24 protein-coding genes, 3 tRNA genes and 1 pseudogene are annotated in these 25,543 nt (G+C 73.5%); 24 read left to right on the top strand and 4 right to left on the bottom strand.

Going from position 1 to position 25,543, the window contains the following annotated elements; all coding sequences use genetic code 11:
• The first annotated feature begins 9 nt into the window (after positions 1–9).
• A tRNA-Cys gene (locus CBP52_RS05355) sits at positions 10–80 on the top strand.
• A 17-nt stretch (positions 81–97) separates the two neighbouring features.
• A tRNA-Val gene (locus CBP52_RS05350) sits at positions 98–172 on the top strand.
• A 14-nt stretch (positions 173–186) separates the two neighbouring features.
• On the opposite strand, the gene CBP52_RS18140 is transcribed toward CBP52_RS05350, so the two are convergent.
• Both CBP52_RS18140 and CBP52_RS18135 read right to left on the bottom strand, forming a co-directional pair.
• Positions 187–720, bottom strand: coding sequence for a glycosyl hydrolase family 65 protein (locus CBP52_RS18140; protein ID WP_232514762.1), 534 nt, complete (start codon positions 718–720; stop codon positions 187–189).
• Between the two features lie 130 nt (positions 721–850).
• A pseudogene (locus tag CBP52_RS18135) lies at positions 851–1,444 on the bottom strand (HAD family hydrolase); the annotation flags it as partial.
• A gap of 174 nt (positions 1,445–1,618) precedes the next feature.
• Here CBP52_RS18135 and CBP52_RS05340 point away from each other — a divergent pair.
• Both CBP52_RS05340 and CBP52_RS05335 read left to right on the top strand, forming a co-directional pair.
• Positions 1,619–2,752 carry a chorismate-binding protein gene (locus CBP52_RS05340; RefSeq protein ID WP_094182186.1) on the top strand — a complete coding sequence of 378 codons (1,134 nt, stop codon included), beginning with the start codon at positions 1,619–1,621 and terminating at the stop codon, positions 2,750–2,752.
• Positions 2,753–2,756: 4 nt separating this feature from the next.
• A complete protein-coding gene (locus CBP52_RS05335) occupies positions 2,757–3,617 on the top strand; it encodes an aminotransferase class IV (protein ID WP_094180120.1) in 861 nt (286 codons plus the stop codon).
• 97 nt (positions 3,618–3,714) lie between these two features.
• Here the strand turns inward: CBP52_RS05335 and CBP52_RS05330 are convergent, their stop codons facing one another.
• Positions 3,715–4,143, bottom strand: a complete 429-nt coding sequence (locus CBP52_RS05330) for an SsgA family sporulation/cell division regulator (RefSeq protein ID WP_094180119.1) — start codon at positions 4,141–4,143, stop codon at positions 3,715–3,717.
• 458 nt (positions 4,144–4,601) lie between these two features.
• Between CBP52_RS05330 and CBP52_RS05325 the strand changes: the two genes are divergently transcribed.
• From CBP52_RS05325 to CBP52_RS05230, 20 genes are all read left to right on the top strand, one after another.
• Positions 4,602–4,676 (top strand) — tRNA-Val (locus CBP52_RS05325).
• 259 nt (positions 4,677–4,935) lie between these two features.
• Entirely contained in the window at positions 4,936–6,951 is a 2,016-nt protein-coding gene (gene thrS, locus CBP52_RS05320; protein ID WP_094180118.1) for a threonine--tRNA ligase, read from the top strand.
• A 36-nt stretch (positions 6,952–6,987) separates the two neighbouring features.
• Positions 6,988–7,557: an HIT domain-containing protein gene (locus CBP52_RS05315; RefSeq protein ID WP_232514761.1), complete on the top strand. Its 570-nt coding sequence runs from the start codon at positions 6,988–6,990 to the stop codon at positions 7,555–7,557.
• A 4-nt stretch (positions 7,558–7,561) separates the two neighbouring features.
• Positions 7,562–8,206 (top strand): phosphatidylinositol phosphate synthase, encoded by a 645-nt coding sequence (pgsA, locus tag CBP52_RS05310; RefSeq protein ID WP_094180117.1) that lies wholly within the window; start codon positions 7,562–7,564, stop codon positions 8,204–8,206.
• Entirely contained in the window at positions 8,203–9,183 is a 981-nt protein-coding gene (locus tag CBP52_RS05305) for a phosphatidylinositol mannoside acyltransferase (protein WP_094180116.1), read from the top strand. The genes pgsA and CBP52_RS05305 overlap by 4 nt, the downstream gene beginning before the upstream one ends.
• A gap of 20 nt (positions 9,184–9,203) precedes the next feature.
• A complete protein-coding gene (locus CBP52_RS05300) occupies positions 9,204–10,400 on the top strand; it encodes a glycosyltransferase family 4 protein (RefSeq protein WP_198303579.1) in 1,197 nt (398 codons plus the stop codon).
• Positions 10,397–11,074 carry a hypothetical protein gene (locus CBP52_RS05295; protein ID WP_094180114.1) on the top strand — a complete coding sequence of 226 codons (678 nt, stop codon included), beginning with the start codon at positions 10,397–10,399 and terminating at the stop codon, positions 11,072–11,074. Before CBP52_RS05300 ends, CBP52_RS05295 begins: the two co-directional genes overlap by 4 nt.
• A 183-nt stretch (positions 11,075–11,257) precedes the next feature.
• Complete coding sequence (gene pdxS, locus CBP52_RS05290; RefSeq protein ID WP_094180113.1) at positions 11,258–12,184, top strand: pyridoxal 5'-phosphate synthase lyase subunit PdxS; 927 nt, start codon at positions 11,258–11,260, stop codon at positions 12,182–12,184.
• Positions 12,181–12,834, top strand: coding sequence for an NUDIX hydrolase (locus CBP52_RS05285; RefSeq protein WP_232514664.1), 654 nt, complete (start codon positions 12,181–12,183; stop codon positions 12,832–12,834). Before pdxS ends, CBP52_RS05285 begins: the two co-directional genes overlap by 4 nt.
• A gap of 69 nt (positions 12,835–12,903) precedes the next feature.
• Entirely contained in the window at positions 12,904–14,088 is a 1,185-nt protein-coding gene (locus CBP52_RS05280) for a pyridoxal phosphate-dependent aminotransferase (protein WP_094180112.1), read from the top strand.
• 88 nt (positions 14,089–14,176) lie between these two features.
• A complete protein-coding gene (gene pdxT / locus CBP52_RS05275; protein WP_094180111.1) occupies positions 14,177–14,782 on the top strand; it encodes a pyridoxal 5'-phosphate synthase glutaminase subunit PdxT in 606 nt (201 codons plus the stop codon).
• 7 nt (positions 14,783–14,789) lie between these two features.
• On the top strand, positions 14,790–15,545 hold the full coding sequence (locus CBP52_RS05270) for a YebC/PmpR family DNA-binding transcriptional regulator (RefSeq protein ID WP_094180110.1): 756 nt from the start codon (positions 14,790–14,792) through the stop codon (positions 15,543–15,545).
• 167 nt (positions 15,546–15,712) lie between these two features.
• Positions 15,713–16,273 carry a crossover junction endodeoxyribonuclease RuvC gene (ruvC, locus tag CBP52_RS05265; protein WP_094182183.1) on the top strand — a complete coding sequence of 187 codons (561 nt, stop codon included), beginning with the start codon at positions 15,713–15,715 and terminating at the stop codon, positions 16,271–16,273.
• Between the two features lie 95 nt (positions 16,274–16,368).
• Positions 16,369–16,992, top strand: a complete 624-nt coding sequence (gene ruvA, locus CBP52_RS05260; protein ID WP_094180109.1) for a Holliday junction branch migration protein RuvA — start codon at positions 16,369–16,371, stop codon at positions 16,990–16,992.
• A complete protein-coding gene (gene ruvB, locus CBP52_RS05255; protein WP_094182182.1) occupies positions 16,985–18,058 on the top strand; it encodes a Holliday junction branch migration DNA helicase RuvB in 1,074 nt (357 codons plus the stop codon). The genes ruvA and ruvB overlap by 8 nt, the downstream gene beginning before the upstream one ends.
• 157 nt (positions 18,059–18,215) lie before the next feature.
• Positions 18,216–18,671: a preprotein translocase subunit YajC gene (yajC, locus tag CBP52_RS05250; protein WP_232514663.1), complete on the top strand. Its 456-nt coding sequence runs from the start codon at positions 18,216–18,218 to the stop codon at positions 18,669–18,671.
• Between the two features lie 144 nt (positions 18,672–18,815).
• Positions 18,816–20,777, top strand: coding sequence for a protein translocase subunit SecD (gene secD, locus CBP52_RS05245; RefSeq protein WP_094182180.1), 1,962 nt, complete (start codon positions 18,816–18,818; stop codon positions 20,775–20,777).
• A complete protein-coding gene (gene secF / locus CBP52_RS05240; RefSeq protein ID WP_094180108.1) occupies positions 20,777–21,871 on the top strand; it encodes a protein translocase subunit SecF in 1,095 nt (364 codons plus the stop codon). The genes secD and secF overlap by 1 nt, the downstream gene beginning before the upstream one ends.
• A complete protein-coding gene (locus CBP52_RS05235) occupies positions 21,868–22,422 on the top strand; it encodes an adenine phosphoribosyltransferase (RefSeq protein ID WP_094180107.1) in 555 nt (184 codons plus the stop codon). The genes secF and CBP52_RS05235 overlap by 4 nt, the downstream gene beginning before the upstream one ends.
• Before the next feature lie 120 nt (positions 22,423–22,542).
• Positions 22,543–24,930, top strand: a complete 2,388-nt coding sequence (locus CBP52_RS05230) for a bifunctional (p)ppGpp synthetase/guanosine-3',5'-bis(diphosphate) 3'-pyrophosphohydrolase (protein ID WP_369826304.1) — start codon at positions 22,543–22,545, stop codon at positions 24,928–24,930.
• Here CBP52_RS05230 and CBP52_RS05225 read toward each other — a convergent pair.
• The gene (locus CBP52_RS05225; protein WP_094180106.1) at positions 24,888–25,526 is read right to left on the bottom strand and encodes a hypothetical protein; all 639 of its coding nucleotides are present in this window, start codon (positions 25,524–25,526) and stop codon (positions 24,888–24,890) included. The two genes, CBP52_RS05230 and CBP52_RS05225, sit on opposite strands and share 43 nt — an antisense overlap.
• Between the last annotated feature and the right edge of the window lie 17 nt (positions 25,527–25,543).

The following is a 25,543-nucleotide window of genomic DNA, read 5'->3' as shown; positions in this document are numbered from 1 at the left end:
CGGTCTCAGGGTGGAGTGGCCGAGAGGCGAGGCAGCGGCCTGCAAAGCCGTATACGTGGGTTCGAATCCCATCTCCACCTCGCAGCAACACACCCCCGGGCGATTGGCGCAGCGGTAGCGCGCTTCCCTGACACGGAAGAGGTCACTGGTTCGATCCCAGTATCGCCCACCAGGCAAGGCCCCAGGTCATCGACCTGGGGCCTTCGTCGTACCCGGGCTCGTGGCATCCAGGCTCGTCGTACCCGGGCTCGCCGTGCTCGAGCCCGTCGCGCTGGAGACCGTGGTGCCGGCTGAGGCGGCCGGTGCCGACGCCCCGTCGTCGGTCGGTGCGCCGTCGCTCGTCTGGAACACGCCGGTGAACGAGACCGGTGAGCCCTGCGCCGCGGTGAACGGCACGTCGCGGTGGTGTCCCGAGACCGGGGGACCGCTCAGCACGGCGTACGTGACGCGCCGCGGCTCGATGCTCACCTCGAGGACCGAGCCGCGGATCCGCAGCGGGAACCGCAGCCGCCGACCACGCGTCGGGAGCATCGGGTTGAAGCGCGTGCCACGCCACCGGTAGCCGGCGAATCCCTGGACGAGCGCCATCCACGTCCCGCCCGCCGACGCGACGTGCACGCCGTCGCCCAGGTTGCCGGCGGTGTCGGCCAGGTCGAGCGCGACCGCGTCGACCAGGTACTCCTCGGCGGTCCGGTACTTGCCGACGTCGACGGCCGCGATCGCCTGGACGCACTCGGACAGGGACGAGTCGCCAGTGCTCGGCCGTGTGGTCGTCCCGGTTCACGCCGATGACGAGGCCGAAGCCGCCCGCCCGGCCCGCCGCGACGCCCGCGACCGCGTCCTCGACGACCACGCAGCGCTGCGGTGTCGCGTCCACGCGCCGCGCGCCCTCGAGGAAGCCGTCCGGCGCGGGCTTGCCGCGCAGCCCGAGCTCGAGCACCGTCTCACCGTCGACCCGCGCGTCGAACAGCCCGGCGATGCCCGCGGCCTCGAGCACCGCCGCGCAGTTGCGGCTGCTGGAGACCACCGCGGTGCGCAACCCCGCCTCGCGCAGCTCGCGCACCCAGGCGACCGAGCCGGGGAACGCCTCGACCCCGCTGCGAGCGATCTCGTCCTCGACGAGCAGCTGCTTGCGGTTGCCCAGCCCCCATTCGGACCGCTCGTCGGGCGGCGAGTCGGGCCGCCCGGGCGGGAGCGTGATGCCGCGGGACGCGAGGAAGTCGTGGACACCGGTCTCGCGTGTCTTGCCGTCCACCGCCGACGCGTAGTCGGCGCGCTCGTCGAAGCGCGGCAGGTCCGTGCCGTGGTCCGTGTCCCACTCGGCGAGGAACTCGTCGAACATGGACTTCCACGCCGCCGCGTGCACGGTGCGCGTGGTCGTGAGGACCCCGTCGAGGTCGAAGAGCACCGCGTCGAAGTCGCGAGGGGTGACGGGCGAGGGCATCGATCCTCCGCGGCCGACGCCCAGCACACCCGGCTGGCCGTTCAGCCGGCTCGGGGCGCCGCTCGCTCCGATCGTTCTCCCGCGAGCCGCAGGCGTCAATCGCGCGCGCGACCAGCCGCCCGGCGCTCCCGGACGCCCCGACCCGGGCGTGAGTGCGGCGGCTACCGTGTGCGCGTGCCCGAGTCCGCAGCCCACGCCCGGTTCGCCGGCCTGCGGCTGCGCGGGCTCGTCGAGTGCGTCGACGTGCGCCTGCAGCCCGAGCGGCTCGCGGAGCCCGGCTGGTGGGCGCTCGTCGGTGAGTTCGAGGGGCGCGTGCGCGCGTGGCGGTTCGAGGAGGCGGACGCCGCGCCCGCGGGCGGTGGCGGGGCGTGGGTCGGCCCGCGTGCGGCGGACTGGGTGAGCTCGCTCACGCGGGAGGAGTACGTGCGGGCCGTCGAGTCCGTCCGCGCGCACGTCCGTGAGGGCGACGTCTACCAGGCGAACGTCTGCCGGGTGCTCTGCGCCGAGCTCGGGTCCTCCGACGACGAGCCTGACGCGGCCGCTCTCGCGGACGTCCTGGCGGCCGGCAACCCGGCGCCGTACGCCGGCTACGTGCACGTCCCGCGGGGGAGTGCCGGCGTCGGGGGCACGGACCGCTCGGACGGGCCCCGCCACGACGAGGGGGTGTGGGTCGTGACCGCGTCACCCGAGCTGTTCCTGAGGGTCGAGGACGGCGTCGTGACCTCCGCGCCGATCAAGGGCACCGCGACGACCCGCGACGGGCTGACCCCCAAGGACGTCGCGGAGAACGTCATGATCACCGACCTCGTCCGCAACGACCTGCAGCGCGTCTGCGAGCCGGGGACGGTCGAGGTCACGACGCTCCTGGGGGTCGAGGAGCACCCGGGCCTCGTGCACCTCGTGTCGACCGTGCGCGGGACGCTCGCAGCACCGCACCGCGGGGCCGGCGCGCTGTGGCCCGCGCTGCTGGAGGCGACGTTCCCGCCCGGCTCGGTGGCGGGCGCGCCCAAGTCGTCGGCGCTGCGCGTCATCGACGAGGTGGAGCCCGTGGCGCGCGGGCCGTACTGCGGCCTCGTCGGGTGGGTGCACGTGGCGCCGGACGGTGTGGTCCGCGCGGAGCTGGCGGTGGGGATCCGGACGTTCTGGTGGGAGCCGGACGCCGACGGGCGAGGCCGGTTGCGGTTCGGCACGGGCGCGGGCATCACGTGGGGGAGCGACGCGCGCGCCGAGTGGGCCGAGACCGAGCTCAAGGCCGCGCGGCTCGTCGCACTCGCGTCCCGGGACGCAGGTCCGGGGATGTCAGACTGACGCCATGAGCGTCGTGATCTGGGCGGACGGTCGACTGCACGCACCCACGGACCGCATCCTCACGGGCGTGGACCACGGCGTGACCGTGGGCGACGGCGTGTTCGAGACGTGCGCGGTCTACGGCGGTCGCGCGTTCGCGCTCTCCCGCCACCTGCGGCGTCTCGCCCGCTCCGCGACGGGGCTGGGCCTGCCCGTGCCCGACGAGGACGCCGTGCGCGAGGCCGTCGCCGCGGTGCTGGCCGCCGCGCCCGACGCCGGTCGCCTGCGGCTGACCTACACCGGCGGTCCGGGTCCGCTCGGGTCGCACCGCGACGAGCCCGACGTGCAGCGCCCGACCCTCGTCGCGCTCGCCGGGCCGGCCACACGTGCCGCGACCAGCCGGGTGGTGCGGGTGCCGTGGGTGCGCAACGAGCGGTCGGCGGTCGCCGGGCTGAAGACGACGTCGTACGCGGAGAACGTCGTGGCGCTCGCCGAGGCGCACCGCCGCGGCGCCGACGAGGCGGTTCTCGCCAACACCGTCGGCCTGCTGTGCGAGGGGACCGGGTCGAACGTCGTCGTGGAGCGCGACGGCGAGCTCGTGACGCCGCCGCTGTCGAGCGGGTGTCTCGCCGGGATCACGCGCGAGCTGCTGCTCGAGTGGGCCCGCGAGGCCGGTCTGCCCGTGCGGGAGGCCGTCGACGGCGAGCTGCGCTACGAGGTCCTCGACGAGGTGCTGGCCGGCCGGGCGCACCTGACGCTGACGGGTTCGATCCGCAACGTGTCGCCCGTGGTCGCGCTCGACGAGCGGGACGTCACCGCGGGGCCGCTCTCGCTCGCGGCCGCCGAGCAGTTCCAGGCACGCGCGCTCGACGACCTCGACCCATGACCGTGGGGCCGGCCCGCGACCGGCGTCGGCACGGCCCCGGACAGCACGAGAGCCGGCCCCGTCGACGGCGACGGGACCGGCGTGATGCTCGGGATGGTCAGGCGGTGAGCAGCGCGGCGATGAACGCCGAGATCTCCGCCTCCATGCGGTCGCTCTCCGCACCCAGCGGCACCAGCTCCTCGGTGCGGGCGAGGAACCGGACGATGGGGTCGCTCGGGGCGGCGAGCAGCGCACTGCCCTCCACCCCGCTCAACGACACGAGCGCGTAGTCGGGATCCGCGTCCCGCCACACCTGGACGTCGCCACTTCCGGCAGGCGCCTCGGACGACGCGTGCATGCCCATGGAGAGCAGCTCGCGGCCGATGAGCCAGGTCGACATGGTGTGCGGGCCGGTGAAGACCGCGCGCACCGTGTACGGGTCCGTGGTCCGGAAGGAGAGCTCAGCGCTCACCGGGATGACGCTCGCGTCACTCCCGATCAGCTGCATGGCGACGACCTCGACGACGTCATACGACGAATGCGTCATCGGGTCCCCTCTTCTCGTTACGTGGGCTGTTCGTCCCATCATGGCAGTGCGATTGCCCGATTGGACCTGAAGTGCACCCAGGTTCACCCGGTGGGACGTGTGGTGACCGTGCTCACCGGGTCCGAGGATGCCCCCGACACCTCGTGTTCGGCCACCCCTTCGTGTGGCCGCGTCCTTGTTCCCTGCACGATCGGTCGGTCCGGGCGCGGACTTGAGGCCCGGGTGCACACTTTTTCGGTCGATTTCTGCCGGGCCGTCCCGGTGTGCGTGGCGGGGTCCGTCGGCGCTGCGCCGGCCGGGCCGTGCGGCGGCGACGCATCACCCGTCCGGGGGGTCGAGGACGTGCCCGCCCCGCGGGTGGGGCCCTGCGCCGGGCCCGGTTCGGAATCTGTGCGCATCCCGGGTAGCATTCCGTCTGCGCCGCTCACGGGTGGTGCGCGTCGGCCCTGCCGGCGGACGGGCGATTGGCTCAGTGGTAGAGCGCCTCGTTCACACCGAGGAGGTCACTGGTTCGAACCCAGTATCGCCCACCACCACATCGACGAAGGCCGCCGCGAGGCGGCCTTCGTCGTCCCCGGCCGCTGGCGCGCCGTGGCGCGGCCCTCGTCCTGGCTCTGGCCTCGTCCTGGCTCGGTCCTCGTCGAGACGCGGTCCTCGTCGAGACGCGGTCCTCGTCGTGGCGAGGCGTGCGAGGTCGGCGACCTGCGCAGGTAGCATCGACGGGTCCGCTGCCCGGCGGAATCCCACGTCGCGCGGGTGACCGCGCGAGCTCCCGAGGAAGGCCACCACCCCGTGCCTGATCAGATCGCCCTCACCGTCGACGGAACCGCGACCACGGTGCAGGCGGGCACGACGGGCACGGACCTCTTCGGTGACCGCAAGGACGTCGTCGTCGTACGCGTGGACGGCGAGCTGCGCGACCTGCACCTGCCGCTGCCCGAGGGCGCGAAGGTCGTCGAGCCGGTGAGCGTGCACGAGCCCGACGGGCTCGCCGTGCTGCGGCACAGCGCAGCGCACGTGCTCGCGCAGGCCGTCCAGGAGGTCAACCCGACCGCCAAGCTGGGCATCGGCCCGCCGATCACCGACGGCTTCTACTACGACTTCGACGTCGAGACCCCGTTCACCCCCGAGGACCTGCGCGCGCTCGAGAAGGTCATGTCGCGCATCGTCAAGGAGGGGCAGACCTTCCGTCGCTGGGACGTGACCGAGGAGCAGGCCCGCGAGGTGCTCGCGGACGAGCCGTTCAAGCTCGAGCTCATCGGCCTCAAGGGCGACCCGGGCGCGGCGGACGGTGCGAGCGTCGAGGTCGGCCTCGGCGGGTTGTCGATCTACCAGAACGTGCGCGGGGCCGGCCGGGAGAGCGAGACCGTCGTCTGGCAGGATCTGTGCCGCGGCCCGCACCTGCCGAGCACCCGGCTGATCGGCAACGGCTTCCAGCTCATGCGGTCGGCCGCGGCCTACTGGCGCGGCAGCGAGAAGAACCCGCAGCTGCAGCGCGTGTACGGCACCGCGTGGCCCAGCAAGGACGAGCTCAAGGCGCACCTGGACCGGCTCGCCGAGGCGGAGCGGCGCGACCACCGCCGGCTGGGCAACGAGCTCGACCTGTTCTCGTTCCCCGACGAGATCGGCTCGGGCCTGGCCGTGTTCCACCCCAAGGGCGGGATCGTGCGCATGGAGATGGAGGAGTACTCGCGCCGTCGGCACGTCGAGGCGGGCTACTCGTTCGTCAACAGCCCGCACATCACCAAGGCCAAGCTGTTCCACACCTCGCGTCACCTCGAGTGGTACGCGGACGGCATGTACCCCCCGATGAAGCTCGACACCGAGTTCCACGAGGACGGCACGGTCAAGCGTGAGGGCCAGGACTACTACCTCAAGCCCATGAACTGCCCGATGCACAACCTCGTCTACCGCTCGCGTGGGCGCTCGTACCGCGAGCTGCCGCTGCGGCTGTTCGAGTTCGGGACGGTGTACCGCTACGAGAAGTCCGGCGTCGTGCACGGCCTGACCCGCGCGCGCGGCTTCACCCAGGACGACGCGCACATCTACACCACGCGTGAGCAGATGCGCGAGGAGCTCGGCTCGCTGCTGACGTTCGTGCTCGACCTGCTGCGCGACTACGGCCTCGACGACTTCTACCTCGAGCTGTCGACCCGCGACCCCGAGAAGTCGGTGGGCGACGACGCGACCTGGCACGAGGCGACCGAGACCCTGCGCGAGGTCGCCACGGCGTCCGGGCTGCACCTGGTCGACGACCCGGGCGGCGCCGCGTTCTACGGCCCGAAGATCTCGGTGCAGGTCAAGGACGCGATCGGCCGCACCTGGCAGCTCTCGACCATCCAGCTCGACTTCTTCGAGCCGGAGCTGTTCGAGCTCGAGTACACGGCTCCCGACGGGTCGCGCCAGCGTCCCGTGATGATCCACCGCGCGCTGTTCGGGTCGATCGAGCGCTTCTTCGGCATCCTCGTCGAGCACTACGCGGGCGCGTTCCCGGCGTGGCTCGCACCCGTCCAGGTGCTCGCGGTGCCGGTCGCGGAGCCGTTCGAGGGCTACCTCGACGACGTCGTCGCGCAGCTGCGCGCGCAGGGGATCCGCGCTGAGGTGGACCGTTCCGACGACCGCTTCGGCAAGAAGATCCGCAACGCGAGCACGCAGAAGATCCCGTTCGTGCTCATCGCGGGCGGCGAGGACGTCGAGGCGGGTGCGGTCTCGTTCCGCTACCGCGACGGCCGCCAGGAGAACGGGGTGCCGGTGGCCGAGGCGGTCGAGCGGATCGTCGCCGCGGTCCGTGACCACACGCAGGTCTGAGCCGTGGCTGACGACCGGCACCGTCCGGACGCCGGCGTGACGAGTCCCGAGCTCGTCGACGCGCGCGATCTCGCCGGCGAGCCGGACGGCTTCCAGCGGCTGTGGACCCCGCACCGCATGGCGTACATCGGCGGGGAGAACAAGCCCGTCGACGCCGCCGCGGGGCCCGGCTGCCCGTTCTGCCGCATCCCCACGCAGGACGACGAGCAGGGTCTCGTCGTCGCGCGCGGGCAGCGGGCGTACGTCGTCATGAACCTGTACCCGTACAACCCGGGCCACGTGCTCGTGTGCCCGTACCGCCACGTGCCGGACTACACCGACCTCACGGACGACGAGCTCGCGGAGGTCGGGTCGCTCACGCAGACGGCGATGCGCGTGCTGCGCGCGGTGATGTCGCCCAGCGGGTTCAACCTGGGGATGAACCAGGGCGACGTCGCGGGGGCCGGCATCGCGGCGCACCTGCACCAGCACGTCGTGCCGCGGTGGGACGGCGACTCGAACTTCCTGCCCGTCGTGGGCCGCAGCCGGGCGCTGCCGGAGCTGCTCGCCGACACGCGGGCGCGGCTCGCCGCCGCGTGGCCCCAGCCGTCCACCACCGGGAGATGACCGCGTGCTGAACCGACTCCGCGGGGCCATGACCCGCCTGTTCACGCCCGTCGCGCGGGTGCTGCTGCGCGCGGGCGTCTCGCCCGACGCCGTGACGGTCACGGGCACGCTCGTCGTCGTGGTCACCGCTCTGTGGGCGTTCCCCACCGGCCACTTCCTCGCCGGGTCGCTCGTCATCGCGGTGTTCGCGCTGACCGACTCGCTCGACGGCGTCATGGCCCGGCAGGCAGGTCGCTCGGGTCCGTGGGGTGCGTTCCTCGACTCGACGCTCGACCGGTTCGGGGACGCCGCGATCTTCGGCGGGATCGTGCTGTGGGGCTTCGGGGTCGGTGACGACGAGCTGACCGCCACGCTCGCGCTCGCCGCGCTCGTGCTCGGGTCCGTCGTGCCCTACGCGCGGGCGCGGGCCGAGGGGCTGGGCATGAACGGCTCGGGCGGCATCGCCGAGCGCGCGGACCGGTTGCTGCTCGTGCTCGGCGCGACCGGCCTGGTCGGGTTCGGTCTGCCCGTCGTCGTCCTCACCGTGGTGCTCGGCCTCCTCACGGTCGCCTCCGCCGTGACCGTGGTGCAGCGCATGGCCAAGGTGCGCCGGCAGGCGCGCGCGCTCGAGGTCGCGCCGTCCGACGGCGCCGCGGGGGCCGGCGCGTGAGGCTCGACGTCGGGGCGCTCTACGCGTTCGCGTGGCGGCACGCGCACCGCGTGCCGGGACCGGTGCTGCGGGGCGCCGCGAACCTGGGAGCCGACGTCACGTGGTGGCGGCACGGTGACGGGGTCCGGCGGCTGGAGAAGAACCTCGCGCGCGTGCGCCCCGAGCTCGACGCGGCACAGCTGCGCCGGCTGTCGCGAGCCGCGATGCGGTCCTACCTGCGCTACTTCGTCGAGGCGTTCTCGCTGGGCGGCTCCACCGGCGACCAGATCGACGCGCGCGTGCGCGCCGTCGGGCTCGACGCGATCCAGCACCACGTCGCGCAGGGGCGCGCCGTGGTGCTCGCGCTCGGGCACCTGGGGAACTGGGACCTCGCCGGAGCGTGGGCGACGCGCAACGTCGCGCACGTCACGACCGTCGCCGAGCGGCTCGAGCCGCCGCAGGTCTACGAGGAGTTCCTGCGGTTCCGCGAGGGCCTCGGCATGAGGATCCTCGCGCTGGGTGACGGCGACGTGTTCCGCGAGCTGCTGCGCGTCGCGCGCGCACCGCAGGGCGGCATCGTCCCGCTGCTCGCGGACCGTGACCTGACGCACCGCGGCGTCGAGGTCGACCTGTTCGGACACCGGGCGCGCGTTGCGGCCGGACCGGCCGCGCTGTCGCTCGCGTCCGGGGCGCCGCTGTTCGCGGCGGCGATCACGTACGAGCGGCTGCGCGGTGAGCGCCGACGGCGCGCCGGGACCCCGTGGGGTCTGCGCATCGACTTCGTGCCCGTGGAGCCCGTGAGCCGCGACGTGCCGCGCGCCGAGCAGGTGCGGGTCCTGACGCAGGCGTGGGTGGACCGCCTCGCGGAGTGCCTGCACCGGCGCCCGCAGGACTGGCACATGCTCCAGCGCGTGTTCGTCGAGGACCTCGACCCCGAGCGGTACGCGGCCACGCGGCGGCGGGCCGGGGAGCTCGACGAGCGGGTGGAGGCGTCATGACCGCGCCCGCGACGCGCGCGCTGCGCGTGGGCATCGTCTGCCCCTACTCGTACGACGTGCCCGGCGGGGTGCAGTTCCACGTCCGGGACCTCGCGGAGGCGCTGCTCTCGCGGGGTCACGCGGTCGAGGTGCTCGCTCCTGCCGACGACGACACCCCGGTGCCCGACTACCTCACGGCCGCGGGCCGGGCCGTCCCCGTCCGATACAACGGCTCCGTCGCGCGCCTCACGTTCGGCCCCGTGACCGCCGCACGCACCCGCAAGTGGCTCGAGCAGGGCCGGTTCGACGTGCTGCACCTGCACGAGCCCGTGACGCCGAGCCTGTCGATGCTGGCGCTGTGGATCGCGGACGGCCCCGTCGTCGCGACGTTCCACACCTCGACCGTGCGCTCGCGCTCGCTGCAGGTGGCGTTCCCGCTCGTGCGGCAGTCGCTCGAGAAGATCTCCGCGCGCATCGCCGTCTCGGAGGACGCGCGCCGCACGCTCGTCGACCACCTCGGCGGTGACGCCGTGGTCATCCCGAACGGCGTGTACGTGGACACGTTCGAGGCGGCCGAGCCCGACCCGCGCTGGACCGGGTCGCCGCAGGCGCCCACGATCGCGTTCCTCGGCCGGCTCGACGAGCCGCGCAAGGGCCTGGGCGTCCTGCTCGGCGCGGTGCGGGAGGTGCTCGCGCACGTGCCCGGTGCGCGGTTCCTCGTCGCGGGCCGCGGCGAGACGGGGCAGGAGCAGGCGCGCGAGGTGCTGGGGGACCGGGCCGGTGCCGTCGAGTTCCTCGGCGGGGTGTCCGACGAGGACAAGGCCACGCTGCTCGCGTCGGTCGACGTGTACGTCGCCCCGCAGACCGGGGGGGAGAGCTTCGGCATCGTGCTGGTCGAGGCGATGAGCGCGGGCGCCACCGTCGTCGCGAGCGACCTGGGCGCGTTCTCGCGCGTGCTCGACGACGGGGCGGCCGGCGTGCTGTTCCGGACGGGCGACAGCGACGACCTGGCCCGCACGCTCGTGCGGGTGCTCGCGGACGCGGACCTGCGCACGCGCGTCGAGGCGCACGCGCGTGCGGTGGTCCGCCGGTACGACTGGTCCGCGGTGACGGACCAGGTGCTCGCCGTGTACGAGATGGCCGTCGCCGGAGGGCACGCGCCCGTGGGCGAGGACCCGTCCTCGCTGCGCGGCGCGCGGCTCATGGAGCTGCGCCGCAACCGGGGTGAGGCCCGATGAGGTGGTCCGAGGTCGCGGGCGTCGTCGTCGTGGTGCTCGCCGTGCTGGTGTGGTCGGTGTGGGTCGCGGCGTCCCGGCTCGACCGGCTGCATCGCAAGGTGGGTGCGTCGCGCAGCGTCGTGCAGGCGCAGCTCGTCCGACGCGCGACGGTGGCCGCCGAGCTCGCGACGTCGGGCCTGCTGGACCCGGTCTCGTCGGTCCTCGTGGGGGAGGCCGCGTGGTCGGCGCTCGCCGCGGACAGCGCGGTCGCGCGCCCCGACGCACCGCCCGAGCTGCTCGCGCTGCTGCTGTCGGACCCGCGGTCGAGCGGTGAGCGTGCCCTGTCGTCGCCCACGGAGGGCGCCCTGGCGACGGTCGAGGAGCTGCGCGACGAGCGCGGCGAGGTGGAGAGCGAGCTGAGCGCGACGCTGCGCGCGGTGCTCGACGACCCGGACGAGATCGCCGCGATGCGCGCCGTCCCGGGCGGTGACGAGCTCCTCGACGCACTGAGCTCGGCCTGGTACCGGGCGGAGATCGCTCGTCGGTTCCACAACGAGGCGGTGCTGCAGGCGCAGCGCGTGCGCCGGGGGCGGTTCGTGCGGCTCCTGCGGCTCGCCGGGCACGCGCCCGAGCCGCGCACGCTGGAGCTCGACGACGCGTGGCCGGAGGCGCTCGCGCGGCCCGGCGTCGGCTGACCCCGCAGCGGCGCCGGGGCGTGCCGCGCGTGAGACGTGCGGGCGGGTGCCGGTGCGCCACGCACTAGGATGGCCGGGTCGGTCCGTCGTGGTGCCCGTCCTCGTGTGGACGTCCCGCCCACGCGCGACGGCACCCCCCGACCGCACACCCCGTGACCGCACTTTCCACCTGCGAGGCTCGACGTGACCAGCGACACCAGCCAGCCCACCCCCACGAGCGACGCGGCCGGCGTCGTCGGCACCGCGCGCGTCAAGCGCGGCATGGCCGAGATGCTCAAGGGCGGCGTCATCATGGACGTCGTCACCGCGGAGCAGGCGAAGATCGCCGAGGACGCGGGCGCCGTCGCCGTCATGGCGCTCGAGCGCGTGCCGGCGGACATCCGCGCGCAGGGTGGCGTGGCGCGCATGAGCGACCCGGACCTGATCGACGGCATCATCGAGGCCGTCTCGATCCCGGTCATGGCCAAGGCGCGCATCGGGCACTTCGTCGAGGCGCAGGTGCTGCAGAGCCTCGGAGTCGACTACGTCGACGAGTCCGAGGTCCTCACGCCCGCGGACTACGCCCACCACATCGACAAGTGGGCGTTCACGGTGCCGTTCGTGTGCGGTGCGACCAACCTGGGCGAGGCGCTGCGCCGCATCACCGAGGGTGCGGCGATGATCCGCTCCAAGGGCGAGGCGGGCACGGGCGACGTGTCCAACGCGACGACCCACATGCGCACGCTGCGCGACGAGATCCGCCGCCTCACCTCGCTGCCCGAGGACGAGCTGTACCTCGCCGCCAAGGAGCTGCAGGCCCCGTACGAGCTCGTCAAGGAGGTCGCGACCGCGGGCAAGCTCCCGGTGGTGCTGTTCACCGCGGGTGGCATCGCGACGCCCGCGGACGCGGCCATGATGATGCAGCTCGGTGCCGAGGGCGTGTTCGTCGGCTCGGGCATCTTCAAGTCGGGCAACCCGGCCGAGCGCGCCGCGGCGATCGTCAAGGCGACGACGTTCTACGACGACCCGGACGTCATCGCGAAGGTCTCGCGCGGCCTCGGCGAGGCGATGGTCGGCATCAACGTCGACGACGTGCCGGTGCCGCACCGCCTGGCCGAGCGGGGCTGGTGACCTCACCGGGTTCGACGAGGGCCGCGGGCGACGAGGAGCCCGCGGCCCTCGTCGTGCCTGCCGGTCCGCCGGCCGACGACGCCGGGGACCCGGACGGCAGCGGCACCGGACCGGACCACGCGCTCGGTCCGGAGTGGACCCGCGGTGCGGACGGGATGCTGTCGCGCGCCGCGGCGCGCGTGATCCTGCTCGACGAGCACGACCGCGTGCTGCTGATCCGGGGGCACGACGCGGACCAGCCGGAGCGGTCGTGGTGGTTCACGGTCGGCGGCGGGATCGACGCGGGGGAGTCCGCGCGCGAGGCGGCGGTGCGCGAGGTGCGCGAGGAGACGGGCATCGTGCTGGCCGACGACGCGCTCGTCGGTCCGGTGCTGACGCGGTCGGCGATCTTCGACTTCTTCTTCGAGCACTGCCGGCAGGACGAGGAGATCTTCCTCGCGCGCGTGCCGGCGTCGTCGTTCGTCGCGGAGGACCGCTCGGGCTGGACCGCGCTCGAGCAGGACGTGATCGACGAGCTGCGGTGGTGGTCGCTGGCCGACCTCGCCGCCGTCGAGATCGAGGTGTTCCCCGAGGGGCTCGCGACGCTCGTCGCGGGCCTGCTGCCGCAGTGGGACGGCGAGACGCGCCACCTGGGCCTCGCGCGGGAGTGAGGGTCGCCCGTGCGGGTGACCGTACTGGTCGGTAACCTGCGCGTGACCTGAGCCGCCTACCGTCGGAGCATGCCGACCCTCTCGCCGACCTCGCCCGCGCGCGCGATCCCGCGCAGCGCCATCCGGACGCTCATGGAGCTCGCGCTGCGCGACCCCGACGCGCTCCACCTCGAGATCGGCGAACCCGACGCGACACCCCCCGCGCACGTCCTCGACGCGGTCGCGCGGGCCGGCCGCGACGGGCGGCTCGGCTACACCTCGAGCCTGGGTCTCGACCAGCTGCGGGAGGCCGGCGCGGAGCGGATCGCCCGACGGTCCGGCGCGCGCGCCGACGCGTCCTCGGTCGTCGTGACGCACGGCGCGATGAACGGGCTCGCGACCGTGATGACCGCGCTGCTCGGGCCGGGCGACGAGGTGCTGCTGCCCGACCCCACGTTCCCGAACTGGGCGATGGCGGCGCGCGCGTGCGCGGCCGTGCCGACGACCTACCCGGCGCACGCCCGGGAGGGCTTCGTCCCGCGGGTCGAGGACGTCGAGGCGGCGATCACGCCCCGCACGCGGGCGCTCGTCGTCTGCTCGCCCAACAACCCGACGGGCGCGGTCTACCCGGCCGCGACGCTCGAGGCGCTCGTCGAGCTCGCACGCCGGCACGACCTGTGGGTCCTGTCCGACGAGTGCTACGAGGCGATCACCTTCGACACCCCGCACGTGAGCCCCGCGGCGTTCGACACCGACGGGCGCGTGCTCGTCTTCCACTCGATGTCGAAGACGTACGCGATGACGGGATGGCGGATCGGTCTCGCGCACCTGCCCGACCCGGAGCTCGTCGAGATCGTCGGGCACGTCGCGGAGGGGACGCTCGCGTGCCCGTCGGCGGGCGGGCAGCACGCCGCGCTCGCCGCCCTCACCGGCTCCCAGGAGTGGGTGCACGACGCGGTCGAGTCGTACTGGGACCGGCGCGACGCAGCGGTGCGGCTGCTGACCGCGCGCGGGCTGCGGTTCAGCGAGCCCGACGGCGCGTTCTACCTCATGGTCGACGTGGGCACGCCCGACACCGACGCGTTCGCGACCCGCCTGCTCGCTCGACGGCACGTCGCGGTCGCGCCCGGGTCCACGTTCGGCCGCGGCGCGCAGCGCATGGTGCGCGTGAGCCTGGCGGCGCCGCGCGACCGCCTGCTCGAGGGTCTGTCCCGGCTCGCGGACGAGGTGCGCCCGGCGGCCGGCAGCGCGGTGCGTGCCGCAGCGGCCCGCTGACGGCGCGACCGCAGGGCTGCCGCGCGGTGGAGGCGGCGGGCGTGAGCGCACGCGCCGGGCGGCGCCGGGGGCGACCTAGGATCGCCGGGTGACTGTCACCGTCGGTGTCCTGGCCCTGCAGGGGGACGTGCGCGAGCACGCGCACGCGCTCGAGTCCGAGGGCGCACGTGCGGTCCCCGTGCGTCGCACCTGCGAGCTCGACGCGGTCGACGCGCTCGTCATCCCGGGTGGGGAGTCGACGACGATCGACAAGCTCCTGCGCGCGTTCGACCTGTTCGAGCCGGTGCGTGCGCGGCTGCGCGGCGGTATGCCCGCGTACGGCTCGTGCGCGGGCATGATCCTGCTCGCCGACCGGGTGCTCGGCGGGATCGAGGGGCAGCAGACGCTCGGTGGCGTGGACATCACCGTGCGGCGCAACGCGTTCGGGCGTCAGGTCGACTCGTTCGAGACCGACCTCGCGATCGAGGGCGTCGAGGACGGTCCGCTGCACGCGGTCTTCATCCGCGCGCCGTGGGTCGAGGAGGTCGGCCCGGCGGCCTCGGTGGTCGGGCGCGTCGAGTCGGGGCCGGCCGCCGGTAGGATCGTCGCGGTCCGCCAGGGACCGCTGCTCGTGACCTCCTTCCATCCCGAGGTGACCGGCGACACCCGGGTGCACCGTCTCTTCGTCCAGATCGTCCTCGACACCCAGGGGTAACGAGCGCATGTCGGGTCACTCCAAGTGGGCCACCACGAAGCACAAGAAGGCCGTGATCGACGCGAAGCGCGGCAAGCTCTTCGCGAAGCTGATCAAGAACATCGAGGTGGCCGCCCGCACGGGCGGTGGTGACCCCGCGGGCAACCCCACGCTGTTCGACGCCATCCAGAAGGCCAAGAAGTCGTCCGTCCCGAACGACAACATCGACCGGGCGGTCAAGCGCGGCTCGGGCCAGGAGGCCGGCGGCGCGGACTACCAGACGATCATGTACGAGGGCTACGGCCCCGGTGGGGTCGCGGTGCTCGTCGAGTGCCTCACCGACAACCGCAACCGCGCGGCGTCCGACGTCCGCGTGGCGTTCACCCGCAACGGCGGCCAGATGGCCGACCCGGGCTCGGTCGCGTACATCTTCAGCCGCAAGGGCGTCGTCGTCGTGCCCCGGGAGGGCACCGACGAGGAGGCGGTCATGGAGGCGGTCCTCGAGGCGGGCGGCGAGGAGGTCAACGACCTCGGCGAGTCCTTCGAGGTGCTGAGCGAGGCGACCGACCTCGTGCCCGTGCGGACGGCGCTGCAGGAGGCGGGCATCGACTACGACTCCGCCGACGTCGTGTGGTGGCCGTCGACGCAGATCGAGGTCGACGCCGAGGGTGCGCGCAAGATCCTGCGCCTGATCGACGCGCTCGAGGACTCCGACGACGTGCAGAACGTCTACGCGAACTTCGACGCCTCCGACGAGGTCATGGCCGAGCTCGAGGACGACTGAGCCGGCCGGACGCGGTCCGTCCGAGCACGCGACGAGGGGCGCGTCACCTGCGGGTGACGCGCCCCTCGCGCGTCGCGGGCGGGCACCGACGCGTCGCGGCGAGCGGCGTGGGCGACTCGCGGCCGCGGGTGCCGGGGGAGCCCGCGGCGGGGTGCGACGATGCGCTCGTGCGAGTCCTCGGTGTCGACCCCGGCCTGACGCGGTGCGGCCTCGGCGTGGTCGACGGCCTGCCGGGGCGCCGCGTGCAGCTCGTCGCGGTGGGCGTGGCCACGTCCGCGCCGACGCTCGACGTGGACCAGCGGCTGCTCGTGATCGAGCGGCGGATCGAGGAGTGGCTCGAGGAGCACGCGCCCGACACGGTCGCCGTCGAGCGGGTGTTCGCGCAGCACAACGTCCGGACGGTCATGGGCACCGCGCAGGTCGCCGGGCTCACGATGGTCGCCGCCGCGCGTCGACGCATCCCCGTCGCGCTGCACACGCCGTCCGAGGTGAAGGCCGCGGTGACGGGCAGCGGTCGTGCGGACAAGCCGCAGGTGCAGGCGATGGTCGCGCGTCTCCTGCGGCTCGAGGCGGTGCCCCGGCCCGCGGACGCGGCGGACGCGCTGGCGCTCGCGATCTGCCACCTGTGGCGGCCGGCCGGCGCGCTGGGCGCGCCGCAGCGCCCCGGGTCGGCCCTGACCCCGGCGCAGCGCGCCTGGGCCGCGGCGGAGCAGGCGGCGCGGCGCTAGCGTGTCGTTCGTACAGATGTTCGCCCCTGTGGGAGAGTGGCCCGGGCAGGCCGTCCCGACGACCAGCGGACGGCCGTGACGACGAGGGAGGGCGCGTGATCGCCTCGGTGCGCGGGACGGTGCTCGCGGTGCGGCTGGACTCGGCGGTGGTCGAGGTCGGGGGCGTCGGGATGCTCGTGCAGGCGACCCCCGCCACGCTCGCGCAGCTGCGCGTCGGGCAGGAGTCGACGTTGCACACCTCGCTCGTCGTGCGGGAGGACTCGCTCACCCTGTTCGGCTTCGCGGACGACGACGAGCGCGAGGTGTTCGAGACGGTGCAGACGGTCAGCGGGGTCGGCCCGCGCCTGGCGCTGGCGATGCTCGCGGTGCACACGCCGGACGGGCTGCGCCGGGCGGTCGCCGACGAGGACCTCAAGGCGCTCGAGCGCGTGCCCGGCATCGGCCGCAAGGGCGCGCAGCGCATCGTGCTCGAGCTCAAGGACCGGCTGGGTGCCCCGGCCCCGGCCGTGATGGGCGGGCAGCCGCAGGCCACCGCGCCCACCGGGGACGACCGGCGCCAGCAGGTCGTCGACGCGCTCGTCGGCCTCGGCTGGAACGCCAAGGTCGCCGAGCAGGCCGTCGAGTCCGTGCTCGAGGACGTCGAGGGCCCGCTGCGCGCCGACGAGGTGCCGGGGGTGCTGCGGGCGGCGCTGCGGAGCCTGGGTGGTGGCCGTGGCTGACCGGGACGACGAGCGCTCCGACGTCGAGCTCGTCACGGAGCGGTTCCCCGCGGAGTCGCTCGTGCACGCGGGTGCGGACGACCTGGAGCGTGCCGCGGAGGCGGCCCTGCGCCCGAGGCGACTCGCGGAGTTCGTCGGGCAGCGGGTGGTGCGCGAGCAGCTGTCCGTGGTGCTCGACGCCGCCCGGGGACGGGGGAGGGCACCCGACCACGTTCTCCTGTCCGGTCCGCCCGGGCTGGGCAAGACGACGCTCGCGATGATCGTCGCCGCCGAGCTCGGCGCGTCGCTGCGGGTGACGAGCGGCCCCGCGATCCAGCACGCGGGCGACCTGGCGGCCGTGCTGTCCTCGCTCGAGGAGGGCGAGGTGCTGTTCCTCGACGAGATCCACCGCATCGCGCGGCCCGCGGAGGAGCTGCTGTACGTCGCGATGGAGGACTTCCGGGTGGACGTGGTCGTCGGCAAGGGTGCGGGCGCGTCCGCGATCCCCCTGTCGCTCCCGCCGTTCACCGTGGTCGGCGCGACGACGCGTGCGGGTCTCCTGCCCGCACCGCTGCGCGACCGGTTCGGCTTCACGGGCCACCTCGACTTCTACGACGCCGACGAGCTCGAGCAGGTGCTGCTGCGCTCGGCCGGGCTGCTGGGCGTGCAGCTCGCGGGCGCCGCGGCACGCGAGATCGCGTCGCGCTCGCGCGGCACCCCCCGCATCGCGAACCGGCTCCTGCGCCGCGTGCGCGACTGGGCCGAGGTGCGCGGCGACGGGACGCTGAGCCTGGCGGCGGCGCGCGCGGCGCTCGAGGTGTACGAGGTCGACGAGCGCGGCCTGGACCGGCTGGACCGCTCGGTGCTCGAGGCGCTGTGCCTGCGGTTCGGCGGCGGACCGGTCGGGCTGACGACGCTGGCCGTCGCCGTGGGCGAGGAGCCCGAGACGGTCGAGACGGTCGCCGAGCCGTTCCTGGTGCGTGAGGGCCTCGTGGGCCGGACGCCGCGCGGCCGGGTCGCGCTGCCGGCGGCCTGGTCCCACCTGGGCCTGACGCCACCGCAGGACCCGGGGACGCTGTTCGCGTGACGGTCGGCGTGGGCAGTTCGTCCCAGCCGTGCCCGGATGACGGCCGCGTGTGAGAGGCTCCCCGCGGTGCGGGAACGCCCGCACCTGGACGTGCGTTGGAGCGCTGGGCGGCTACGCCTAGACTGCCCCGGACACGATCGAACGTGAGGACCCCGCTGTGACCCTGCTCAACGCCGCGCCTGCCGCCGATACCGCGGCCGCCACCACCGGTGGTGGCGGCTACTCGATGTACCTGATCCTCATCCTCGCGGTGGCCGCGTTCTGGTTCATGTCGCGCAAGAGCCGCAAGCAGCAGCGCGCGCAGCAGGAGTTCCGCAGCACCCTCCAGCCCGGCGACGAGGTCATGACCGCGTCCGGGATGATGGGCGTCGTCGTCGAGGTCGAGGACGACACGATCACGCTGGAGTCGACCCCGGGCAGCCGCACGCGCTGGGTCCGCGCCGCGATCGCCAAGAAGGTCGAGGCGCCCGTCGCCGACGACCAGCCGTCCGACGAGGACGGCACCGAGGACGACGAGCCCGCCGACCGACTCGACGACGAGCCGATCGACGTGCCCGACGACCTGTCGTCGCTGCCGCCGTCCCGCGGCGACGACGACACCGACCGGAAGTAGTCCCGCGGTCCGACGAGCGGTTCGTCGGACCCAGTCCCCACCGGTCGCACGCGCGACCGGTGCGCGCACGAGAGAAGAACTCCGTTGGCCCCACCCACACGCCGCCGCCGGCCGGTCCGCACGCTGATCACGCTCGTGGTCCTCATGCTCCTGCCGTTCATCGCGGTCTTCATCGGAACGAAGACGTCCGACGCGACCTGGACGCCCAAGCTCGCCCTCGACCTCGAGGGCGGTACGCAGATCATCCTGACCCCGGTGACCACCGACGGCCGGCAGCCGACCTCGGAGGACATCACCCAGGCGATCAACGTCATCCGGCAGCGCGTCGACGGCTCCGGTGTCGCCGAGGCGGAGATCTCCAGCCAGGGCGGCAGCAACATCGTCGTCGCGATCCCCGGCAAGGCATCCGAGGAGACCATCGCGGCCGTGAGCCGGTCGTCGCACATGGAGTTCCGCCCGGTGCTCGTCGAGGACTACGCGATCACCGCGCAGCCGTCGGCCGACCCGAGCGCCGACCCGAGTGCCGGGCCCAGCGCCGACCCGAGCGCCGAGCCGACGTCGGCGCCCACCGCGGGCGAGTCCGCCGAGCCGTCGCCGACGCAGTCGAGCGACACGACGGCCGACGCGACCGACGACGAGAGCGCGCCCGCCACGGCCGAGCCCACCGAGCAGCCCACCGAGCGGCCGACCGCGCAGCCGAGCGACGCCGCCTCGCAGGAGCCGTCGCCGGCCGCGACCGCGCCGAGCGAGCCGACGTCGGCGAGCGACAAGGCGTACTGGGTCACGGACGAGGTCCAGGCCCAGTTCGACGCGCTCGACTGCACGGACCCGGCGAACCTCGCCGGCGGTGTCTCGGGCGACCCGGACAAGGCGTTCGTCGCATGCGGCGTCGACTCCGACGGCAACAGCTCGATGCTGAAGTACATCCTCGGCCCGGTCGAGATCGACGGTTCCGAGATCTCGTCCGCGGGCTCGGGCCTCGAGACCCTCGCGAACGGCGCCATCGGCAGCCGCTGGATCGTGAACATGGAGTTCACGTCCAAGGGTGCCAAGGAGTTCTCGGACGTCACGACGCGACTGGCGTCGCTCACGACGCCGCAGAACCAGTTCGCGATGGTGCTGGACGGCCTCGTGATCTCGGCACCGAGCGTCGACAAGACGATCCCGAACGGCAAGGCGCAGATCTCGGGCAGCTTCAACCAGACGACCGCCGCGTCGCTCGCGAACCGCCTGAGCTTCGGCTCGCTGCCGCTCAACTTCGAGGTGCAGTCGGAGCAGCAGATTTCCGCGACGCTCGGCACCGAGCAGCTCCAGAAGGGTCTGCTCGCGGGCGTCATCGGCCTGCTGCTCGTCGTCGTGTACTCGCTGATCCAGTACCGCGCGCTCGGCCTGCTGACCGTCGCGTCGCTGATCGTCGCCGCGACGCTGACGTTCGGCGTGATCGCGTTGCTCTCGTGGACGCAGGGCTACCGCCTGTCGCTCCCGGGTGTCGCGGGTCTGATCGTGGCGATCGGTATCACCGCGGACTCGTTCATCGTGTACTTCGAGCGCATCCGTGACGAGCTGCGCGAGGGCCGCACGCTCGGTGCCGCGGTCGAGCGGGGCTGGGCGCGTGCCCGCCGCACGATCCTGGCGTCCGACGCGGTGAACCTCATCGCGGCGATCGTCCTGTACTTCCTCGCCGTCGGCGGCGTGCGAGGGTTCGCGTTCACGCTGGGCCTGACAACGGTCATCGACGTCATCGTCGTGTTCCTGTTCACGCACCCGGTGATGGAGCTCATCGCCAAGACGCGGTTCTTCAACGAGGGTCACGCGGCATCCGGCCTCGACCCGCGCCGCCTCGGTGTGCCGGGGACGCGTTACGTCGGCCGCGGCAAGGTCGCGATGGGCCGGCGCGAGGACACCGAGCCCGGCGAGGGCTCGCTGACCGCCGAGGTCCGGACGCCCGTCGCGTCCGGTGTCGGTGGCCGCGGGGACGGGCTGACGATCGCGCAGCGCAAGGCGGCCGAGCGTGCGGCGCAGCAGCGCCTCGCGCAGGACCCGGTCGCTGACGCACCGACCGACGACGCGACCGGCGACGCGCCGGCCGAGGGGAGCGAGCGCTGATGGCCGTCGGATTCGCCCAGTGGGGCAACGACCTGTACACGGGCCGCCGTTCGTACGACATCGTCGGCCACCGCCGGGCCTTCTACCTGGCGTCGGCGATCCTCGTGCTGATCTCGGGGTTCCTGCTCGTGAAGCCGGGGCTCAACCCCGGGATCGAGTTCCGCGGGGGCTCGGAGTTCGTCGTCTCGGGCATCGAGGGCGAGCGCGACCAGCAGCTCGCGATCGACACCGTGCTCGCGGTCGCGTCGCAGGAGTCGCCCGAGGTGACCAACCTCGGCGGGGACTCGCTGCGCATCCAGGTCGCCGAGCTCACGGACGCCGAGCTCAAGGAGGTCGCCTCGGCGCTGCAGGCCGCGTTCGACGTCTCGCAGGACGAGATCACGACGCAGTTCGTCGGCCCGACCTGGGGCGCTGACGTGTCCAGCAAGGCCATCAGCGGCATCGTCGTGTTCCTGGTGTTCGTCTCGGTCGTGATGACGGCGTACTTCCGGAACTGGCGCATGGCGCTGGCCGCGATCATCGCGCTCATCCACGACCTGATCATCACGGTCGGCCTGTACGCGGGTGTCGGCTGGGAGGTCACGCCCGCCACGGTGATCGGCTTCCTGACGATCCTCGGGTACTCGATCTACGACACCGTCGTGGTGTTCGACAAGGTGCGGGAGAACACCGCCGACACGCTCGACCAGACGCGGTTCACGTACGCGGAGAAGGCCAACCTCGCGGTCAACCAGACGCTGGTGCGGTCGATCAACACGTCCGTGGTCGCGCTGCTGCCGGTGTCCGCGATCCTCTTCGTCGGCGCGTTCATCCTCGGTGCGGGCACGCTGCGCGACATCGCGCTCGCGCTCTTCGTCGGCATGCTCGTCGGCGCGTACTCGTCGATCTTCCTCGCGACGCCGCTCGAGGTGAGCCTGCGCGAGCGTGAGCCGCGCATCAAGGCGCACACCGCCAAGGTCCTCGCCTCGCGCGTCCCCGGAGCGGAGGGCGAGGCCGTCGCGGCGGCGTCGACCGTCCGGGCCGTGGGCCAGCTCCGGCCGGGCGCGCACCAGGGGCAGGCCGCGCAGCCGAAGCGGCGCAAGCCCGCGCGATGAGTGACCTCGTCACCGGTGACCCGGCCCGCGACGCCGTCGCGCGCCGGGTCACCGAGCTCGTCCGGCTCGTCCCCGACTACCCGCAGCCGGGAGTGCTGTTCCGCGACATCACGCCGTTGCTCGCCGACGCGCGCGCGTTCGCGGACGTCGTGGCGGCCATGGCGTCGGTGGCGGGTCAGGTCGACCTCGTGGCGGGCATGGAGGCTCGCGGCTTCCTGCTCGCCGGTCCGGTCGCGACCGCGCTCGGCGCGGGCCTCGTGCCGGTCCGCAAGGCCGGCAAGCTGCCCGGCCCGACCGCGTCGGCCACGTACGCGCTCGAGTACGGCGAGGCCGAGATCGAGATCCACCCGGCGACCATCACCCCCGGTGCGCGGGTGCTCGTGGTGGACGACGTGCTCGCCACGGGCGGCACGGCCGCCGCGACGGTCGGGCTGCTGCGCTCCTGCGGTGCGGACGTCGTCGGCCTGTCGTTCCTCGTGGAGCTGGCGGGTCTGGGCGGGCGCGCGCACCTGCCCGGGCTGTCCGTCGACACGGTGCTCACCGTCGACTGAGACGTCGTCGGGGCTCACCGCGGGCACGCGAGCGCACACGTTGAGCCCGCCCGCACGGGTCCCTCGGCGGGCCCGCGCGCGGACGACCCGTCGTGCGGACGTAGACTCGTGCGATCCAGCGTGAGCAGCACGGAGGGAGACCGGGTGGCCGAGGACCTCGTCGCGCCCGCCACGGGCGATCGGTCGCCGTCAGCCGCGGCCCAGCCCACCGGGTCGGCGTCAGCGACCGGCGAGCAGTCCGGCTCGTCGGCGTCGCGGGTGCGCGCGCGTCTGACCCGGTTCGGCGGGACCCGAGGTCCCGCGTACCCCGCGCTCGAGCCCGTCCTGCAGGCCGCGCGAGCGAACCACCCGAAGGCCGACCTCGGCACCGTCGAGCGTGCGTACGTCGTGGCCGAGCGCGCGCACCGCGGCCAGCTCCGCAAGAGCGGCGACCCGTACATCACGCACCCGGTCGCTGTCGCGACGATCCTCGCCGAGCTCGGCATGACCCCGTCCACGCTCGTCGCGGCTCTGCTGCACGACACGGTCGAGGACACCGAGTACTCCCTCGAGCAGCTGCGGCGCGAGTTCGGCCCCGAGGTCGCGATGCTCGTCGACGGCGTGACGAAGCTCGACAAGGTTACTTATGGCGACGCGGCGCAGGCGGAGACGGTCCGCAAGATGGTCGTCGCGATGGCCCACGACATCCGCGTCCTGGTCATCAAGCTGGCCGACCGCCTCCACAACGCGCGGACCTGGAAGTTCGTCCCCGCCGCGTCGGCCGAGAAGAAGGCGCGCGAGACGCTCGAGATCTACGCCCCGCTCGCGCACCGGCTCGGCATGAACACGATCAAGTGGGAGCTCGAGGACCTGTCGTTCGCGACGCTCTACCCGAAGGTCTACGACGAGATCGTGCACCTCGTCGCCGAGCGCGCGCCCGCGCGCGAGGAGTACCTGGCGGTCGTGCGGGACCAGGTCGGCGCGGACCTGCGCGCCGCGAAGATCAAGGCGACCGTGACGGGCCGGCCGAAGCACTACTACTCGATCTACCAGAAGATGATCGTGCGCGGCCGCGACTTCGCCGACATCTACGACCTGGTGGGCGTGCGCGTCCTGGTCGACACGGTCCGTGACTGCTACGCGGCGCTCGGCGCGCTGCACGCGCGGTGGAACCCGGTCCCCGGCCGGTTCAAGGACTACATCGCGATGCCCAAGTTCAACCTGTACCAGTCGCTGCACACCACGGTGATCGGGCCGGGCGGCAAGCCCGTCGAGATCCAGATCCGCACGCACGACATGCACCGGCGCGCGGAGTACGGCGTCGCCGCGCACTGGAAGTACAAGGAGAACGCGAAGAGCAACGGCGGCACGCAGACCGAGGCGCCCTGTGGCGGCGATATGGCGTGGCTGCGCCAGCTCGTCGACTGGCAGCGCGAGACGGCCGACCCGACCGAGTTCCTCGACTCGCTGCGGTTCGAGATCGCCGGCTCCGAGGTGTACGTGTTCACGCCGAAGGGTGACGTGATCGCCCTGCCGCAAGGCTCGACGCCCGTCGACTTCGCGTACGCGGTGCACACCGAGGTCGGGCACCGCACGATGGGCGCGCGCGTCAACGGGCGGCTCGTCCCGCTGGACTCCACGCTCGAGAACGGCGACGTCGTCGACGTCTTCACCTCGAAGTCCGAGACCGCCGGCCCTAGCCGCGACTGGCTGGGCTTCGTCAAGAGCCCGCGTGCCCGCAACAAGATCCGCCAGTGGTTCTCCAAGGAGCGCCGCGAGGAGGCCATCGAGCACGGCAAGGACTCGATCGCCAAGGCGATGCGCAAGCAGAACCTGCCCATGCAGCGCCTGCTCTCGCACGAGTCCCTCGTCGCCCTCGCGTCCGAGATGCGGTTCGCGGACGTCTCCGCGCTCTACGCCGCCGTCGGCGAGGGCCAGGTCGCCGCGTCGACCGTCGTGCAGCGCCTCGTGCAGGCGCTCGGCGGGGAGACGGGCGCCGAGGAGGACCTCGCCGAGACCGCGCGCCCCGGCCCGACCGCGCGGCGTGTGCGCACGGGCGACCCCGGTGTCGTGGTCCGTGGCGTCGACGACGTATGGGTCAAGCTCGCGAAGTGCTGCACCCCTGTGCCGGGCGACGACATCGTGGGGTTCGTGACGCGTGGCGCGGGCGTGAGCGTGCACCGCGCCGACTGCATCAACGTCGAGCAGCTCCGCCAGCAGCCCGAGCGCATGCTCGACGTCGAGTGGAGCCACACCTCGTCGTCGCTGTTCCTGGTGCAGATCCAGGTCGAGGCCCTCGACCGGGCGCGGCTGCTCTCGGACGTCACACGGGTCCTGTCGGACCACCACGTCAACATCCTGTCGGCGTCGGTCTCGACGTCGCGCGACCGGGTGGCGATGTCGCGGTTCGTGTTCGAGATGGCCGAGCCCTCGCACCTCGCGTCGGTCCTCGCGGCGGTGCGCAAGATCGAGGGCGTGTTCGACGTCTACCGCATCACCGGGGCCCGGCCCGACGACGCGCTGCGCTGAGGTTCGCCGCGCGCCACGCCGAGGGACGCGACCCGCTCGCTCGCGTCCTCGAGTGCGCCGAACGCGCGTCGCACGTGCCGGCGCCCCGTCATGGCGGCGAGGCGCGCACGCACCTCCTGCAGGTCCACCCCGCACGAGGCGAGCGCCACGAGCCGCTCGACGGCCGCGGCACCCTCCACCCAGCGCGCGACGTCCGCCCCGGTCCGCACGGGTGAGGTGACGGGGACGCCCGCGACGACGACGACGTCGCCCTGCGCGAAGACGGTCTCCGCGCTCGCGCGGTCCGGCCGCGCGTCCGGCCGTCGCACGCCGACCGGCACCAGGACGCATGCCCGGGCCGGCGCCCGACCGCCCGCGTGCACCCAGGCAGCGGCGTCCCGGCCGAGCACGCCGTGCCGGGGGAGCGCCGGTGCGAGCGCCTGCGCGCGGTCGCCCGGCTCGGGTGGACGCTCGGTGGTGACGGCGACGTCGTCGGTCAGCGCGACGAGCACGCCGTCGAGCTGCATGCCCACCCACTCCCCGGGCGGCAGGTCGCCGCGGCGCACGAGGCGCGGGAGGACGCACGGGGCGGGAAGCAGCGAGAGGGCGTCGGCCATCCCGTGAGGATGCCCGA

This window comes from Cellulomonas sp. PSBB021 (assembly GCF_002240455.1).
GTDB classification, from domain to species: domain Bacteria; phylum Actinomycetota; class Actinomycetes; order Actinomycetales; family Cellulomonadaceae; genus Cellulomonas; species Cellulomonas uda.
Note: the sequence above shows the minus strand (reverse complement) of the source record. Positions and strands in the feature narration are given on the sequence as shown.